The sequence below is a fragment of the Streptomyces sp. 4N509B genome, assembly GCF_052245655.1.
Lineage (GTDB): Bacteria > Actinomycetota > Actinomycetes > Streptomycetales > Streptomycetaceae > Streptomyces.
Window position 1 is genome coordinate 98,673 of record NZ_JBQQBZ010000016.1, and the last position, 15,634, is coordinate 114,306.

Below are 15,634 nucleotides of genomic sequence, written 5' to 3' on the forward strand. Positions count from 1 at the left end.
TCGTTTGGCCGCAGGGTGGGAAGGGTGAACTGCGGCGCAGCAGGCGAGTGAGGGCCAGCCCGCCAGGAGCAATCCCGGTAGCCGTCCTCAGGAGTTGACCCGTGCTGCAATCGTCACCGCCACAGGAGTCCCAGTGGTCCACAGCCGCCCCCACCCAGCACACCTCGAGAAGCCTGGCTGGCCCCTGGCACTCGGAAGCCGCCTGCCGGCGGGATGAGGCAGGGCTCTTCTTCGCCCCGTCCCAGGAGCCGACGGCTGCCCGACTCTCCCGCGAGCAGGCCGCGAAGTCGGTCTGCGCGCGCTGCCCCGTCCTGCTGGAGTGTCGCGAGCACGCCCTCGTGCAGCCCGAGCCCTACGGGGTGTGGGGCGGCCTCACGGCGGCGGAGCGGCGCGTGATGTTGTCGCGCCGACGACGCCGGCAGGCCGCCACGCCCACGGCCACCACGCCCGGCGGTCGCGTCGCCTGACGCGCCCACGTCCGTCCTCGCGGCCCGCTCGCCGTCCTGACCGTCCTCGGGGACGGCCTTCAGCGGCCGCGGTCGAAGTCGATCGCGCTGTAGGCGCGCAGCTTGGACAGGCGGTGGGTGGAGTCGATCTGCCGGATCGTTCCCGAGCGGGAACGCATCACCAGGGACTGGGTGATCGCCGTTTCCGCTCGGTAGCGCACGCCGCGCAGCAGCTCGCCGTCGGTGATCCCGGTGGCGACGAAGAACACGTTGTCCCCACGGACGAGGTCGCTGGTGTGCAGCACCCTGTCGAGGTCGTGGCCCGCGTCGAGCGCGGCCCGGCGTTCGTCCTCGTCGCGGGGCCACAGCTTCCCCTGGATCGTGCCCCCGAGACAGGCGATGGCGCAGGCGGCGATGATGCCCTCGGGGGTTCCCCCGATGCCCAGGAGCAGGTCGACGCCGGTGCCCTCACGCACGCTCATGATGGCGCCGGCCACGTCCCCATCCTGGATGAACTTGATCCGCGCGCCCGACTCGCGCACCTCGCGGACGATGTCCGCGTGGCGCGGCCGGTCCAGGATCACCACGGTCACGTCCTCGGGCGCGCCGCCCTTGGCCTTCGCGACGCGGCGGACGTTCACCGAGGGAGGGGCGTCGATGTCGACGAACTCGGCGGCCTCGGGGCCGGTGGCGAGCTTGTTCATGTAGAAGACGGCGCTCGGGTCGAACATCGCGCCGCGTTCGGCCACCGCCAGGACCGACACCGCGCTGCCCATGCCCTTGGCGGTCAGCGTGGTGCCGTCCACCGGGTCGACCGCCACGTCGCACTCCGGGCCGGTGCCGTCACCGACCCGCTCGCCGTTGAAGAGCATCGGCGCCTCGTCCTTCTCGCCCTCGCCGATGACGACGACGCCGTTCATCGAGACCGTCGAGACGAGGGTGCGCATGGCTCGCACGGCCGCGCCGTCCGCGCCGTTCTTGTCGCCCCGGCCCACCCAGCGGCCCGAGGCCATGGCGCCGGCCTCGGTGACCCGGACGAGCTCCAGCGCGAGGTTGCGGTCGGGGGCCTGCGGCGCCACGTCGAGCGACGGCGGCAGATGATGGTCGGCCATCGGAACACACCTCTCTGACCGCGCGTCGTGCGGTGCGTCGTGGTCTCGGTGCCCTCGACTCTATCGCGCTTCGTACAGATGAGCACATGCCGCCTCGAACGAGCGAGTCGGGGGTGGGTGCGGGACGCCGCGCTGCATGGGCCACCATGGGGGAGTGGCCAGCGACACCGAGACCCGCTCCGAGACCCCCGCCGAGGGCGGTCCCGAGACGGGTGGGGCAGACCAGACGCGCGCGACCCGCGACACCCGTGAGGCGGACACCCGCGAGGCGGACACCCGCGAGACGCCTGAGGCGGCCGGGCCCGTGGGGCCGGCCGAGCCGGGCGAGGGGGCGGCGAAGCCCGCCGAGCCCGCCGAGCCCGGAGAGCCGGGGGAGCCTGGCGGACCGCGCGAGCCGGCGGCGGCGAGCCAGCCGGCCGCCCGGCGCCCGAAGCTCAAGACCGCCCGCGACATGCTGCTGTCCATGGCCGTGATCTCGGCCGGCGCCTTCGGCTTCTGGCTCCTGGTGCCGCACGACGAGTCGCTCGACACCGCCCCCCTGCAGGTCGAGTACGAGGTGGCCGCGACCACGGCCGCGCGCGTCGCCCCCTACGAGCTGCTCGTCCCCGAAGGACTGAACGACCGCTGGCGCGCCACCTCCGTGGACTACGAGCCCGAGGGCGAGCACGGTGCCACCTGGCGCCTCGGCTTCGTCGACCCCGACGACGAGTACGCGGCGCTCGCCCAGTCCGACGGCGAAGCCGGGCCCTTCCTCTCCCGGATCACCCAGGAGGCCGAGGCCACCGACGCCACCCAGCGCGTCGGGGGCCGGGAGTGGACGCGCTACGAGGGCAGCAAGTACGACGCGCTGGTGCTGCGGGAGGGCGACGCCACCACCGTCGTCTTCGGCACCGCCCCGTTCTCCACCCTCGGCGAACTGGCCGCCGCCCTCCGCCCGGCGGCCTGACCGAAGCGCCCCCACGACGGGGGACCACACCTCGGCGGACCACATCTCGGCGGACCACAGGTCCGCGGACGCGCCCGGTCCACGGCTCAGCTGGGCTCGCCCAGGCGCGCCGCGAGCTCCTCCTCGCCCTCCTCCGCCAGCGCGCCCTCCGCCGCCTCCCCGCGCCCTTCGGCCGCCCCGGCGTCAGCGGCGCGCGCCGCCCGCCGCTCGTCCTCCTCCAGCACCGCGTCGAGCCGGGCACGGGCGCCCTCCAGCCAGCGCCCGCAGATCCGCGCCAGCTCCTCGCCGCGCTCCCACAGCGCCAGCGACTCCTCCAACGTGACCCCGCCGGCCTCCAGCCGCCGCACCACCTCGATGAGCTCGTCCCGCGCCGTCTCGTAGCTGAGGGCCGTGTCCGTGTCCGCTTCCGTCATGCTCGCCACCCTATGTTCGCTCGCTGCACGTGCTCGCTCATCTCTCCGACGCCTCCCTGGCCGTCCTGGCCGTCCTGGCCGCCCCGGACACTCCGGGCGTCCCGGACGCTCCGGCCGACCCGCCGTCCTCCTCCCACCCGGTGACGGTGACGCCGAACGCGCCGTCCGCGACCCGGGCCCGCAGCGGCTGGCCCTCCGTCACCTCGTCCACCGCCCTCACCGCCGCGCCGTCGGCCCGCTGGAGCACCGCGTACCCGCGCCGCAGCGTGGCGGCCGGGGAGAGCGCCACCACCCGGGCCCTGGTGTGCTCCAGCTCGCTTCCCGCCCGGTCCAGCAGATGGGCCAGCGACCGCCGCCCGCGCCCCACGAGCGCCGCGAGCTCGGCCTCGCGGTCGGTGACCATCCGGTGGGGCTCGGCCAGCGCCGGCCGGCTGCGCGTGGCCGCGAGCCCTCGCTCCTCCCGCTCCGTCAGCGACCGCATCACCCACCGGGCCCGCTCCCGCAGCTGCCGCACCCGCGTCAGCTCCTCGCCCACGTCGGGCACGATCCGCTTGGCCGCGTCCGTGGGGGTGGAGGCCCGCACGTCGGCCACCAGGTCCAGCAGCGGCGCGTCCGGCTCGTGCCCGATCGCCGAGACCACCGCCGTGGAGCAGGCGGCCACGGCGCGCACCAACTCCTCGTCGGAGAACGGCAGCAGGTCCTCCACGCTGCCGCCGCCCCGCGCCACGATGATCACGTCGACCGCCGGGTCCGCGTCCAACTCCCGCACGGCCTCGATCACCTGGGGAACGGCGTGCACCCCCTGGACCGCGACGTTCCGCACCGCGAAGCGGACGGCGGGCCAGCGCAGCCGGGCGTTCTGCAGCACGTCCCGCTCCGCCGCGGAGGCGCGGCCCGTCACCAGCCCGACGCAGTGCGGCAGGAACGGCGGCCGGCGCTTGCGGTCCTCGGCGAACAGCCCCTCGGCGGCCAGCGCCCGCTTCAGCCGCTCCAGCCGCACCAGCAGCTCACCCACGCCCACGGCGCGGATCTCCGCGGCCCGCAGCGACAGCTCGCCGCGCTTGCCGTACCACTCGGGCCTGGCGTACACCACCACGCGGGTGCCCTCGCTTATCAGGTCCGCGACCGGGTCGAAGACCGAGCGGTAGCACGTGACCCGCAGCGAGACCTCGCGCGAGGGATCGCGGAGCGTCATGAAGACCACGCCGAAGCCGGGACGGCGCGAGAGCTGCGTGATCTGGCCCTCGACCCAGACCGCGCCCAGCCGTTCGATCCAGCCTCCGATGAGCCGGGACACCTCGCCCACCGGCATGGGGGTCTCCGCTGTCGTCCGCACCGTCATGCCGCCACGCTAGCGCCCCCCGCTGACACTCCCGGGGCGCACGGTCACGCCGTCGAGCGCCCGCGACCCGCGACCCGACCGCCCCGTACGATGGCCACATGACCGGCCACAGCACCGCATCGCCCGTTCCCGACGCCGCCCGACGCCGTGTCCTGCTCGCCGCGCCCCGTGGGTACTGCGCGGGCGTCGACCGAGCCGTCATAGCCGTGGAGCAGGCCCTGCGGCAGTACGGCCCGCCGATCTACGTGCGCCACGAGATCGTCCACAACAAGCACGTCGTGAGGACCCTGGAGCGCAAGGGGGCCGTCTTCGTCGAGGAGACCTCCGAGGTCCCCGAGGGCGAGATCGTGATCTTCTCCGCCCACGGCGTCGCCCCCGAGGTCCACCGGGAGGCCGAGCGCGGCCGGCTGGCCACCATCGACGCCACCTGCCCGCTGGTCACCAAGGTGCACAAGGAGGCCGTCCGCTTCGCCGGCGAGGACTACGACATCCTCCTCATCGGACACGAGGGGCACGAGGAGGTCATCGGCACCAGCGGCGAGGCCCCCGAGCACGTCACGGTCGTCGACGGCCCGGGAGACGTGGACACGGTCGAGGTGCGAGACCCGGAGAAGGTCGTCTGGCTCTCCCAGACCACGCTGTCGGTGGACGAGACGATGGAGACGGTCGACGCCCTGAAGCGCCGCTTCCCCCAGCTCCTCAGCCCGCCCAGCGACGACATCTGCTACGCCACGCAGAACCGCCAGACCGCCATCAAGCAGGTCGCGGCCGACGCCGAGCTCGTGCTGGTCGTCGGCTCGAAGAACTCCTCGAACTCGGCCCGCATGGTCGAGGTCGCGCTCGGCGCCGGCGCCGAGGACGCCCACCTGGTGGACAACGCCTCGGAGATCGACGAGGCGTGGCTGGAGGGCGTCACCACGGTCGGCCTGTCCTCCGGAGCCTCGGTGCCCGAGGTCCTCGTCGAGGAGGTGCTCGACTGGCTCTCCGCCCGGGGATACGGCGACGTCGAGATCGTGCAGCCGGTGGAGGAGCACATCCGCTTCTCGCTCCCCAAGGAGCTGCGCCGCGACCTGCGCGCCGAGGCCGCGGCCAAGGTCCAGTCCTAGTCCTCGGACAGCCCTGGCCCCGAACAACACACCTAGAACCGCGCCCGCGCCCGTCGCGCCCGCCGTCGGAGGAGCGCGCCGACCATCAGCAGGATCCTGCGGACCAGGGCGACCAGTGCCGCCGCCGCCGTGCCGGCGAAGAGCCACGGCGCCCGCAGCGCCAGCTCGGTCACGGAGTCCGTCAGCCCGCCCGTGGTCACGAGGCCGGCGGCGAACGCCAGCGGCGCGGCGATCGGGGCGCAGATGAGGTCGGCCGGCCGCACCCAGACCGCCGCGGCGACGGACGCCGCCACGAACAGGACGCCGTAGAGCGTAGGGACCCCGCCGAGGAGCTCGCAGAGCCAGGCCGCGCCCACCATCGCCAGGGTGGCCAACGCGCCGCACCCCATGCCCGTGAGCCGGATGCCCCGCAGCCGCTCGGGGCGGCGACGCGGCCGCGATCCGGCCCGTGCCGGGGGCGCCGCCCGGGGCGTCGCCGCACGCCCGGCGGGGCGGGGCACGTGCCGCCCGCTCACCCCGAATGGTTGCCGTAGGTGCTGCATCGTGTGCGTACCGTGTTCCACGCGGTTAGGGTACGCCCGGGTTAGCGCAAACAAGACATGACACGCTTAACCGTCAATACGATCGACGGCTCGCGAAGCGCCCAGCGCCCCCCGTCCCCGCCGCGCTCCGCCCTCCGCGACCCGCCCGTAGACTGGAGCACCGGTCCCGTACCCGCTTCTCCGTACCCGCTCTCCCGTACCCGCCCCCGTCTGGAAGTCCTCACAGGTGTCGCTCACGATCGGAATCGTCGGTCTGCCCAACGTCGGCAAGTCGACCCTCTTCAACGCCCTCACCAAGAACGACGTGCTGGCGGCCAACTACCCCTTCGCCACGATCGAGCCCAACATCGGCGTCGTCGGGGTCCCCGACCCCCGGCTGGGCCGTCTCGCCGAGCTGTTCGACTCCGAGCGGATCGTTCCCGCCCACGTCGACTTCGTCGACATCGCCGGCCTGGTCCGCGGCGCCAGCGAAGGTGAGGGCCTGGGCAACAAGTTCCTGTCCCACATCCGCGAGTCCGACGCGATCTGCCAGGTCATCCGCGCCTTCGAGGACGAGAACGTCACCCACGTCGACGGCCGGGTCTCCCCGAAGAGCGACATCGAGACCATCAACACCGAGCTCATCCTGGCCGACCTCCAGACCATCGAGAAGGTGCTGCCGCGCCTGTCGAAGGAGGCGCGGGTCAAGAAGGACAAGCAGCCCGCCCTCGCCGCCGTGGAGGAGGCCAAGGCCATCCTGGAGGAGGGCCAGACCCTCTACGCCGCCGGCATCGCCCAGGGCACCGAGCGCGCCGAGCCGCTGCGCGAGCTCTTCCTGCTGACCGTCAAGCCCTTCCTCTACGTCTTCAACGTGGACGAGGAGGAGCTGACGGACGACGCCTTCAAGGCCGAGCAGCGCGCCCTCGTCGCCCCGGCCGAGGCGATCTTCCTCAACGCCAAGCTGGAGGCCGACCTCGGCGAGCTGGACGAGGACGAGGCCATGGAACTCCTCCAGACGGTCGGACAGGACGAGCCGGGCCTGGCCACCCTCGCCCGCGTCGGCTTCGACACCCTCGGCCTCCAGACGTACCTGACGGCCGGGCCCAAGGAGGCCCGCGCCTGGACGATCAGGAAGGGCGCCACCGCGCCCGAGGCGGCCGGGGTGATCCACACCGACTTCCAGAAGGGCTTCATCAAGGCCGAGGTCATCTCCTTCGACGACCTCGTCGCGGCGGGATCCGTCATCGAGGCCCGCGCCCGTGGCAAGGCCCGCATGGAGGGCAAGGAGTACGTGATGCGGGACGGGGACGTGGTGGAGTTCCGCTTCAACGTCTGAGCGTCTCTGACCGAACGGGCCGGGCTCCGGCGAGCCCGGCCCGTTTCCGTTTCCGTTTCCGTCCCCCGCGCACGACTGTTGCCGTCGGAGGCGGGGGAAACCCGGTGCGCGGCGGAGCGTTGGGTCGCCATACTCGTGCGGGATCCCGCAGGACGGAGGTGGGGAGTCGTGAAGCTTGCCGAGGCGCTGGCCCTGCGCGCGGACGCGGCGCGCCGGGTTGAGCAGCTGCGTGCCCGTGTGGTCAGCAGCGCGCGGTACCAGGAGGGGGAGGAGCCCGCCGAGGACGCGGGGAGTCTGCTCGCCGAGGCGGAGGAGACCCTGGACGAACTCGAGGCACTGATCCGGCGCATCAACCGGACCAACGCCGTGACGGTGATCGACGAGGGCCTGACCCTCACCGACGCGCTCGCGCGCCGGGACGTGTTGCGCCTGCGGCACGCGTTGATCACCTCGGCGGCCGACTCGGCCGCCGGCAGGGACCAGCGCGGAGCGGTCCGTCAGCTGCGGTCGGAGCTGAAGATGCTGTCCGCGCTGCCGGTCGGTGAACTCCGGGCGCGGGCCGACGTGCTGGCGCGCGAGATCCGCGAGATCGACGTACGGATCCAGCGGGCGAACTGGGAGGCGGACCTGCTGGACTGAGCGGGGCACACGACGTGGAGCAGGTAGCCGTTACCCGGAGGCGTGCACAGACCGTGGGCCGGCGGTCATTCCGGCCCTCTCCTGGTGCGTGGTGAGCAGCGCGGGGGTTCGATTCCCCTCAGCACGGTGCAGCTCAGCACACCGCACAGGTGACCGTGCACGACGCACAGAACACCACCGCGTGCAGATCCGGGTCGGTGAGGGCGGGATCGGGGATCTCCACGTACCGATGATCAGTCCGCGGGAGCCAGGCCACCGGTGACCGTGGCCTGACGCCCTCGACCGCGGCCACTACGGCGGCCCACCCGGGCCTGGCAGGGCCCGGGCGGACGCCGACGAGACCCCGCGCGGTCGGTGTGGACCGGTGAGGTGGCCCGCATCGCGCGCGGCGACGTCGGTCAGATGCCGCGGACCTGGTCGGCCTGCATTCCCTTGGGGCCCCGGCTGGCGGTGAACTCCACCCGCTGGTTCTCCTCCGGAGAGCGATAACCGTTGCTTTCGATCACCGAGTGGTGAACGAGGATGTCAGTGCTGCCGTCGTCCGGGGCGATGAATCCGAAGCCTTCTCGACGTTGAACCACTTCACGGTTCCTGAGACAGACGACGCGAAGCGCGGCCATGCCTCCGACCGACCGGGAGCGGCCGGCGATGGGACGGGCCTGCCGGGCGGAGGCTCAGGCGGGCCCTCGAGACACCTGCACGCTACCCAGGGCGAACGTCACGGCGCTCGGCGCGGCGCTCGGCACGGTCGGGTCCTCGTCGGCGGGGACCTGGATCTCGTCTGCGTGCGGATGGCTCGTGACCTCCCGTGACGGGAACGGCTGAAGCGGACCGGGCGCCTGGGCGACGTCGACGGTGAGGTGGAGCCTCGTGCCACCGCCCTCGCGCCCGGCGGGATAGCTGCGCTGTTCGGTGGCGGCGAAGCGGTCGCGGAGTGCCTCGGCGACCTGGCGGGCCGCTTCCGGGGACGCGGCGACGACGCGGACCTCGACGAGGCCGGCGGCGGGGAGGGCAGGCGGGGAGAGGGCGGACGGCATGGGGACTCCAGGGGGAAAGGGAAGGGGGAAGGGGCGGGGGCGACGCCCTACGCCACGTGGTCCCGGCCGCGCGGACGGTGCCGCGGGATCCGACGCCGGTGACCGACGCCACCGTCGTCGCGGCGAGGTGTGGTGGTGACCAGCCGGGCCAACGAGGCCGGCGGGGCCGACGAGGCGGCCCGGCGCGACGTCAGGGTGACCGCGGCGGCAGCCGTCGCGCTGCACCCGGCTCTGTACAGCCGGCGCGTGGTGTCGGCGGCACGCGAGGGTGGCGCGCGTCGTGCGCTGTCGTCATCGGGTCCGTGGTCACGAACATGGCGTGAACCATTTCCGGGCTGAGGCCGCCCAGTGTCGCCGTTCGACCGAGAACGATGCGGGCAAGACCGCCGGCATGCGAAGTGCTCCCGGTGAGCCCACCGTACCCCACACGCTGGCACGGTGGGCTGGCCCTTCCCGGTCCCCCACCGCCCGGGCGGAACCGGCGGAACGCGGGAGCGGGTCGCCCGGCCACCGACCGCCGTGCAGCCTTTAGTGCGGGTCAGGATGAGGCCCGGCGTGCGGGCTGGTCTGGGAAGTGGCGTCGCTCTGGTCGTGGGCCAGGTGGGGGGCGGGCGGGATCGTCTGCTGGTCGGGGAGGTCCCCGGGGACGGCCACGACCGGGGCCTGCTCGTCGAGACGGGTGAGCAGCTCCGCGCGGTGCAGCTCGGCCACCGGCGTCGTGAGGTCGGGGTGGCGCAGCAGCGCGGCGGACCGCCGGTCGTCGGCGGAGGGCCGCGTCAGGCGGCGGAAGGCGACCGGGCACGCCCCCGCGTGCTCGCCGCGGGTCACCGCCGCGACGGCGCGTTCGGCCAGCTCAGGCGAGGTCAGCAGGCAGGCGGCCCAGCTCGCCACCGTCTCGTCCGTCCACGTGCGCCAGGCGTAGCTCTCGTCCCCCGGCGTGACGGTGTCGGCGCCGACGGCCCAGTCGAGCCGCCCGGAGCCGCCGGGGCCCGCCATCGCGAGCAGCTCGGCGTCCACGTTCGTCGGGTAACGCAGCCAGGCGGCCACGGTCACCGCCTGCCGGGCCTGGACCTCCGCGAGCGCCTCGCTCATCGGTCCGCCCGTGGCCGGATAGGCGCGCAGCAGCCACCGGGCGGTGGCGGCTATGACGGGCGACAGGTCGGCGCACACGGGCTTCGTCCCTCCGGAGGCGTTGCGGGCGCGACCGCCGAGCGTAGCGCGGCCCACGGTGGCCGGACACGGAAACAGGGACGGAAGTGATCGAAGAGACAGATCCGCCTCGCCTGCCGCCCCGCCCGGGCCCCGGTTTCGGCGGGCGCCGAACGGTTACTCGACAGCGCACTCGACGAGGGACGCGGGAGACCCGTGTGCCACGTCGAGGCACGGGAGCCGGCACGACGCACACGAGCCGCGAGGCCACCGCGGAGACATCGCACAGACACCACAGAAGGCACACCGGAGACCGTCGTACCGGAGACCGTCGCACCGGAAACCGCGCAGAGGCAGGCCGCAGCAGAAGAGGAGAGCCGTCCATGGGACACGGTGGAGACGTCATTCAGGAGCTCACGACCGACCACGACGAGGTCGAGAGCATGTTCCAGGAGATCGAGAGCCTGCCCTCCGGTGAGCGGCGGCGCAAGGAACTGGCGGACGAGGTGACGATCGAGCTGGTCAGGCACTCCATCGCGGAGGAGGAGTACCTCTACCCCGCCGTGCGCGAGCGCGTTCCGGACGGGGCCCGGGTGGCGGACAAGGAGATCGAGGACCACGCCGCCGTCGAGCGGATCATGAAGGACCTGGAGGGCTGCGAGGCGACCGACCAGCACTTCGACCGGCTGATGGGTGCCCTGATCGCGGAGGTCCGCGAACACGTCCGCGACGAGGAGGACAACCTCTTCCCCGCCCTGCGCCGGGTCTGTAGCCAGGACGAGCTGATGGACCTGGGGGACAAGACCCGGCGCGCCAAGATGATGGCGCCCACCCGGCCCCACCCCTCGGCCCCCGACAAGCCGCCGCTGAACAAGCTGCTCGCCCCCGGCGCGGGACTGGTGGACCGCGCCCGCGACGCGCTCAGCGGGCGGGGCAAGGGCTGACGCCGCCAGAGCGGATGCGGCAAGGGCTGACGCCGCCAGAGCGATGCCGTGAGGACTGACGCGGCCGGGACGGCGCGGCGAGAGGTGACGCGGCCAGAGCGATGCGGGTGAGGGCTGACGCGGCGGTCGCGACGCGGTCAGCGTCGTTGAACGGCGCACCTGGCTGGGGTGTGCCCCCTCCCGCCCGTGGGCGCCCGTCGCCTCCCGCCCGCCGCGAGGCCCGCGAGGCGAGCCGCGGCCTCACGACGCTGACGGTTCGTCGGATGTCTTGACGCGTGCTGCGGCTGCTCCGACACTCGGGGCAGGAGATCGTGGGAGCGCTCCCTCACTGGTCCGCGTCGTGCCATCCCGGGAGGCCCAGCCACGATGACGCTCCACACGCCCGTCCCCGCCCGTTTCCGCAGACGTCGGTGGGGAGGCGCCGCCACGGCGGCCCTCCTGCTCTGCGCCGCCACGCTCCTGACCGGGGTCCTCAACGGGCCCGCCGCCACCGCCACCCCGTCCGTCGCCGCCACCGCCACCCCGCTGGAACGCGCCGCGGCCCAGCGCGTGGACAACCCCTACCTCGGCGCCAGCGTCTACGTGAACCCCGAGTGGTCCGCGAAGGCAGCCGCCGAGCCCGGCGGCGACGCCGTCGCCGACCAGCCCACGGCCGTCTGGCTGGACCGGATCGCCGCCATCGAGGGCTCCAACGGCCGAATGGGCCTGCGCGCCCACCTCGACGAGGCACTCGCCCAGGGCGCCGACCTCGTCCAGCTCGTCCTCTACGACCTGCCCCTGCGCGCCTGCGACCGCATCACCTCCACGGGCGAGCTCGGTCCGAACGACCTGCCCCGTTACCGCCAGGAGTTCGTCGACCCGATCGCCGAGACCCTCGCCGACCCGGCCTACGCCGAGCTGCGCGTCGTCGCCATCGTCGAGCCGCACTCCCTGTCCCGGCTCGTGACGCACGCGTCGCCCCGGCCGGGGACCTACGCGTGTGACCAGGCCGCCGCCAGCGGCGTCCACGTCAACGGCGTCGGCTACGCCCTGTCCCGGCTGGGCGCGCTGCCGAACGTCTACCCGTACCTCGACGTCAGCCACTACGCCTGGCTCGGCTGGGACGACAACTTCCACGCCGCGGTGGAGGTCTTCCACCAGGCCGCCACGTCCGCCGGCAGCACGACCGACGCCGTGCACGGCTTCGTCTCGAACGTCGCCGACTACGCGGCCCTGACGGAGCCCTACTTCGACATCGACGACGTCGTGGTGGGCACGCCCGTCCGGCAGACCCGCTGGGTGGACTGGAACCGGTACGTCGAGGAACTGCCATACGTGACGGCGCTCCGCGAGGCCCTCGTCGACGTGGGCTTCGACGCGGGCGTCGGCGTGCTGGTCGACACCTCCCGCAACGGCTGGGGAGGCCCGGACCGTCCGACCGGCCCCGGCCTGACGACCACGGCCGACACCTACGTGGACACCAGCCGCGTCGACCGCAGGTACCGTGCGCAGAACTGGTGCAACCAGGCCGGCTCCGGCCTCGGCGAGCGCCCCACCGCCGCACCGGCCGCCGGCATCGACGCCTACGTGTGGGCCAAGCCGCCCGGCGAGTCCGACGGCACCGGGCTGGAGCTCCCCACCGGCCCCGCGCGGGAGCCGATGTGCGACCCCGACTACGGCGGCACGGGTGGCGGCTTCCGCCCGAGCGGCGCCCTGCCGGACGCGCCCCCGGCCGGCGAGTGGTTCCCCGAGCACTTCGCCGAACTCCTCCGCAACGCCTGGCCGCCGTTGCCCTGACCGTCCGGGGCACGACAGCGCGAAGGGGTCACCTCCCCCGGGGATGACCCCTTCGTGGCAGCGACCGTCAGGCCGCTGCCGGCGGCCTCCGGCCGGCGGGTGCCGGCCGGAGGCGTGGCCTCAGAGCACTGATGACGTCCAGGTCACCGAGGACGCTCGGAACACCGAGGACGCTCGGAACACCGAGGACGCTCAGGACACCGAGGGGCGCTCAGGACACCGACAGCGTTCGGCTGTCCAGCGCCTGACCGGCGGCGTCGAGGGCGACGACGCGGAAGACGTCCGCGTCGGCGGGCGCGGTGACCGCGGCCGCTGTCTCGAAGCCGGTCTTCGGCGTGGTGCCCACCGTGGTCAGCGTCTCCTCGCTGGTGCCGGCGAGGACACGCCAGCTGTCGACCTCGGTGGCGCCGTTCCAGCTGACGTTCAGGGTCCGGGTGCCGTCCTCGCCGAGCTCGCCGACGACGACCTCGGGCGCGGCGGCGGGCGTGCCGACCCAGTTGGTGGTGCGGTCGGCGCGGTAGGACGTCGAGCCGGAGGAGAACTGGCCGGTGAAGACCTGCTCGCCGCCCGCGAACTCGACCATCCGCCCCGTGGTGCCGTAGTTCACGAGCTGGTTGCCGTTGGGAACCTGCCGGTTGTTGCCGATGAACGGCGAGAACGCGGCGGGGTTGGCGCGGAGGTTCTGCGTCAGGGTGGCCGTCATGGCCGACTCGTCGACGCGGTAGACGGCGCCCCGGGACTCCTGCGGGCTGCTGGTGTTGCCGTTGTTGAAGATCGAGATCGAGCCGTCGGGCAGGCGTCGCGCGTCGTGCTGGTAGCTCGGCCTGTCGGCGGAGTTGGCGAACGTGAAGTCGCTGTTCTCGCCGCCGAAGCGCCAGATGATCTCACCCGAGCTGATGTCGATCTTGTAGACGGTGCTGGTGTTGCGGAAGCTGGTGAGGATGTTGCCGTCGGCGTCGTACGACAGCGAGTTCGAGTGGAAGAGGTCCCCGAAGCCCGTCATCGGCTCCGTGGTCTCGCCCGGCTCGACGTGGTCCAGCGCGCTCCACTCGAAGGTGACCTGGCCGGTCGAGACGATCTGTTCCTGGATCACCGCGTCGAGCACGGTGCCGTTCGACGGGCCGCCCCACGGGCTCAGGTCGACCTGCGTGGGGGCCCACCCCTGCAGCAGCACGCGGGAGCCGTCGGGGCTGAACTCGATGTCGTGGCCGTCGGTGGGCTGGTTGACCATCGCGAGGGTGTCGATCTCGCGGTAGGACTGGTCGTAGACGACGTGAGCCTGACGGCTGGAGTCGAACGCGACGAGGGCGGGCTGGCCCTGGTAGGTGATCTGTTCGAGGTTCAGGAAGTTGCCGCTCCGGGACCACACGAGCTGGCCGCGGTTGTCGTAGATCGCGGCCGAGGCGCCGGCGAAGCCACCCGGGGTGGTCAGCAGCAGCCCGGGGTCCTCCCGACCCGTCGTCGTGGTGGTGAGGGTGGGGGCCTGGAGGGGCTCGTCGAGCGTGACGAACTCCGAGTTCTCCAGGGCCGGGAGAGCGGTGACGCCGAGCCTCGGGGCGGCGTCGGCGGCGCTGGCCGCAGAGGTGAGCGGCACGACCAGGGCCACACCGGCGGCCATGGCGACGCCGGAACGGGCGAGGCTTGTCCGTAAGAGACGCACGGGAAGAATCTCCTTGTTGATGGACGCCCAGCCCCACTCGTTGACTGTACTCAGCTCTTTGACACATTCGCAACAATGCGTAATGTGCGTTAACAAGAGGGTGAGAATCCTCGAAAGAAACCGGTCAACGAGACCGTCGAACGGGACGCTGAACAAACACGCCAACGAACCGCCGGGGCTTCACGCCCCGGCCACCGTGCCTGCTCAGCCCTCCGCGCCGGAGGACTTCCCCGTCCGCGCCGTGGAACGGTATATGTCCGGCTCCAGGTAGATCACGCGGGCGATCGGCTCCGCCTCACGGACGCGCGCCTCGGCCGCGTCGATGGCGCGCGCGACCTGCGCGGCGCTCTCGTCGTGCCGCACCGCGATCTTCGCCGCCACCAGGACCTCCTCCGGCCCGAGGTGGAGGGTGCGCATGTGGATGACGCTGGTGACGGTCTCGCCGTCCACCAGCGCGGAGCGGATCCGTTCGACGGACTCCCGGCTCGCGGCCTCGCCGAGCAGCAGCGACTTCGTCTCCACCGCCAGCACCAGCGCGATGATCACCAACAGCGCGCCGATGCACATCGTGCCGATCGCGTCCCAGACGCCGTCGCCCGTGGCCAGCGTCATCAGCACGCCGCCGAGCGCCAGGATCAGACCGAGCAGCGCGCCCAGGTCCTCCAGCAGCACCACCGGCAGTTCGGGCGCCTTCGCCGTGCGGACGAACTGCCCCCAGGACTGCTGGCCGCGTACCTCGTTGGACTCCCTTATCGCGGTGCGGAACGAGAAGATCTCCGCGATGATCGCGAAGACCAGCACGCCCACCGGCCAGTACCAGTGCTCGATCTCGTGCGGGTGACGCAGCTTCTCGTAGCCCTCGTAGAGGGCGAAGACGCCGCCGACGCTGAACAGCACGACGGAGACGAGGAAGGCGTAGACGTACCGCTCCCTGCCGTACCCGAACGGGTGCTCCTCGCTGGCCTGCCGCCGCGCGCGTTTCCCGCCGAGCAGCAACAACGCCTGGTTGCCCGAGTCGGCGAGCGAGTGCACGCCCTCCGCGAGCATCGACGACGAGCCACTGAAGGCGAACGCCGTGAACTTGGCCACCGCGATGGAGAGGTTGGCTCCGAGTGCGGCGAGGATCGCCTTGGTGCCCCCTGAGGCGCTCATGGCTGCTGCCGTGTCCCTTCGTCGTCCGTCTGCCCGGTCGGCCGTCCGCCGTGCC

The 15,634-nt window shown here is 72.8% G+C and carries 15 protein-coding genes and 1 pseudogene; 7 read left to right on the forward strand and 9 right to left on the reverse strand.

The annotated features are described in order from the left end of the window. Window positions 1-104 precede the first annotated feature (104 nt). Window positions 105-467 carry a WhiB family transcriptional regulator gene (locus ACTWP5_RS16875; RefSeq protein WP_443221823.1) on the forward strand — a complete coding sequence of 121 codons (363 nt, stop codon included), beginning with the start codon at window positions 105-107 and terminating at the stop codon, window positions 465-467. A gap of 59 nt (window positions 468-526) precedes the next feature. Here the strand turns inward: ACTWP5_RS16875 and glpX are convergent, their stop codons facing one another. Next, the gene (gene glpX / locus ACTWP5_RS16880; protein WP_443221787.1) at window positions 527-1,558 is read right to left on the reverse strand and encodes a class II fructose-bisphosphatase; all 1,032 of its coding nucleotides are present in this window, start codon (window positions 1,556-1,558) and stop codon (window positions 527-529) included. A 154-nt stretch (window positions 1,559-1,712) separates the two neighbouring features. On the opposite strand from glpX, the gene ACTWP5_RS16885 reads away from it, so the two are divergent. Further along, entirely contained in the window at window positions 1,713-2,504 is a 792-nt protein-coding gene (locus ACTWP5_RS16885) for a DUF4245 domain-containing protein (RefSeq protein WP_443221788.1), read from the forward strand. Between the two features lie 86 nt (window positions 2,505-2,590). On the opposite strand, the gene ACTWP5_RS16890 is transcribed toward ACTWP5_RS16885, so the two are convergent. Both ACTWP5_RS16890 and xseA read right to left on the reverse strand, forming a co-directional pair. Next, window positions 2,591-2,917, reverse strand: a complete 327-nt coding sequence (locus tag ACTWP5_RS16890; RefSeq protein ID WP_443221789.1) for an exodeoxyribonuclease VII small subunit — start codon at window positions 2,915-2,917, stop codon at window positions 2,591-2,593. 37 nt (window positions 2,918-2,954) lie between these two features. Next, window positions 2,955-4,259, reverse strand: a complete 1,305-nt coding sequence (xseA, locus tag ACTWP5_RS16895) for an exodeoxyribonuclease VII large subunit (RefSeq protein ID WP_443221790.1) — start codon at window positions 4,257-4,259, stop codon at window positions 2,955-2,957. A gap of 98 nt (window positions 4,260-4,357) precedes the next feature. Here xseA and ACTWP5_RS16900 point away from each other — a divergent pair, with 98 nt between their 5' ends. After that, window positions 4,358-5,365, forward strand: a complete 1,008-nt coding sequence (locus ACTWP5_RS16900) for a 4-hydroxy-3-methylbut-2-enyl diphosphate reductase (RefSeq protein WP_443221791.1) — start codon at window positions 4,358-4,360, stop codon at window positions 5,363-5,365. Window positions 5,366-5,397: 32 nt separating this feature from the next. Here the strand turns inward: ACTWP5_RS16900 and ACTWP5_RS16905 are convergent, their stop codons facing one another. Next, window positions 5,398-5,928 (reverse strand): DUF6542 domain-containing protein, encoded by a 531-nt coding sequence (locus ACTWP5_RS16905; protein ID WP_443221792.1) that lies wholly within the window; start codon window positions 5,926-5,928, stop codon window positions 5,398-5,400. A gap of 205 nt (window positions 5,929-6,133) precedes the next feature. Here ACTWP5_RS16905 and ychF point away from each other — a divergent pair, with 205 nt between their 5' ends. After that, window positions 6,134-7,222: a redox-regulated ATPase YchF gene (gene ychF, locus ACTWP5_RS16910; protein WP_443221793.1), complete on the forward strand. Its 1,089-nt coding sequence runs from the start codon at window positions 6,134-6,136 to the stop codon at window positions 7,220-7,222. A gap of 168 nt (window positions 7,223-7,390) precedes the next feature. Continuing rightward, window positions 7,391-7,861 carry a DIP1984 family protein gene (locus ACTWP5_RS16915; RefSeq protein ID WP_443221794.1) on the forward strand — a complete coding sequence of 157 codons (471 nt, stop codon included), beginning with the start codon at window positions 7,391-7,393 and terminating at the stop codon, window positions 7,859-7,861. A 398-nt stretch (window positions 7,862-8,259) separates the two neighbouring features. Here the strand turns inward: ACTWP5_RS16915 and ACTWP5_RS16920 are convergent, their stop codons facing one another. The 3 genes and pseudogenes from ACTWP5_RS16920 to ACTWP5_RS16930 all read right to left on the reverse strand — a co-directional run. Further along, entirely contained in the window at window positions 8,260-8,481 is a 222-nt protein-coding gene (locus tag ACTWP5_RS16920; protein WP_443221795.1) for a cold-shock protein, read from the reverse strand. 54 nt (window positions 8,482-8,535) lie between these two features. Then, window positions 8,536-8,898 (reverse strand): hypothetical protein, encoded by a 363-nt coding sequence (locus ACTWP5_RS16925; RefSeq protein ID WP_443221796.1) that lies wholly within the window; start codon window positions 8,896-8,898, stop codon window positions 8,536-8,538. Window positions 8,899-9,546: 648 nt separating this feature from the next. Then, window positions 9,547-10,068 (reverse strand): annotated as a pseudogene (locus ACTWP5_RS16930) (hypothetical protein); the annotation flags it as partial. 362 nt (window positions 10,069-10,430) lie between these two features. Between ACTWP5_RS16930 and ACTWP5_RS16935 the strand changes: the two are divergent. Together ACTWP5_RS16935 and ACTWP5_RS16940 are read left to right on the forward strand one after the other, a co-directional pair. Next, complete coding sequence (locus ACTWP5_RS16935) at window positions 10,431-10,991, forward strand: hemerythrin domain-containing protein (protein WP_443221797.1); 561 nt, start codon at window positions 10,431-10,433, stop codon at window positions 10,989-10,991. A gap of 366 nt (window positions 10,992-11,357) precedes the next feature. After that, a complete protein-coding gene (locus ACTWP5_RS16940; protein WP_443221798.1) occupies window positions 11,358-12,767 on the forward strand; it encodes a glycoside hydrolase family 6 protein in 1,410 nt (469 codons plus the stop codon). A 211-nt stretch (window positions 12,768-12,978) separates the two neighbouring features. Here the strand turns inward: ACTWP5_RS16940 and ACTWP5_RS16945 are convergent, their stop codons facing one another. Together ACTWP5_RS16945 and ACTWP5_RS16950 are read right to left on the reverse strand one after the other, a co-directional pair. Continuing rightward, entirely contained in the window at window positions 12,979-14,427 is a 1,449-nt protein-coding gene (locus ACTWP5_RS16945) for an arylsulfotransferase family protein (RefSeq protein WP_443221799.1), read from the reverse strand. Between the two features lie 204 nt (window positions 14,428-14,631). Further along, a complete protein-coding gene (locus ACTWP5_RS16950) occupies window positions 14,632-15,579 on the reverse strand; it encodes a cation diffusion facilitator family transporter (protein WP_443221800.1) in 948 nt (315 codons plus the stop codon). Between the last annotated feature and the right edge of the window lie 55 nt (window positions 15,580-15,634).

Coding starts and splice junctions, on each gene's coding strand:
- glpX (WP_443221787.1), bottom strand. CDS start 1,558: ATGGCCGACCATCATCTGCCGCCGTCGCTCGACGTGGCGCCGCAGGCC.
- ACTWP5_RS16890 (WP_443221789.1), bottom strand. CDS start 2,917: ATGACGGAAGCGGACACGGACACGGCCCTCAGCTACGAGACGGCGCGG.
- xseA (WP_443221790.1), bottom strand. CDS start 4,259: ATGACGGTGCGGACGACAGCGGAGACCCCCATGCCGGTGGGCGAGGTG.
- ACTWP5_RS16900 (WP_443221791.1), top strand. CDS start 4,358: ATGACCGGCCACAGCACCGCATCGCCCGTTCCCGACGCCGCCCGACGC.
- ACTWP5_RS16920 (WP_443221795.1), bottom strand. CDS start 8,481: ATGGCCGCGCTTCGCGTCGTCTGTCTCAGGAACCGTGAAGTGGTTCAA.
- ACTWP5_RS16925 (WP_443221796.1), bottom strand. CDS start 8,898: ATGCCGTCCGCCCTCTCCCCGCCTGCCCTCCCCGCCGCCGGCCTCGTC.
- ACTWP5_RS16935 (WP_443221797.1), top strand. CDS start 10,431: ATGGGACACGGTGGAGACGTCATTCAGGAGCTCACGACCGACCACGAC.
- ACTWP5_RS16940 (WP_443221798.1), top strand. CDS start 11,358: ATGACGCTCCACACGCCCGTCCCCGCCCGTTTCCGCAGACGTCGGTGG.
- ACTWP5_RS16950 (WP_443221800.1), bottom strand. CDS start 15,579: ATGAGCGCCTCAGGGGGCACCAAGGCGATCCTCGCCGCACTCGGAGCC.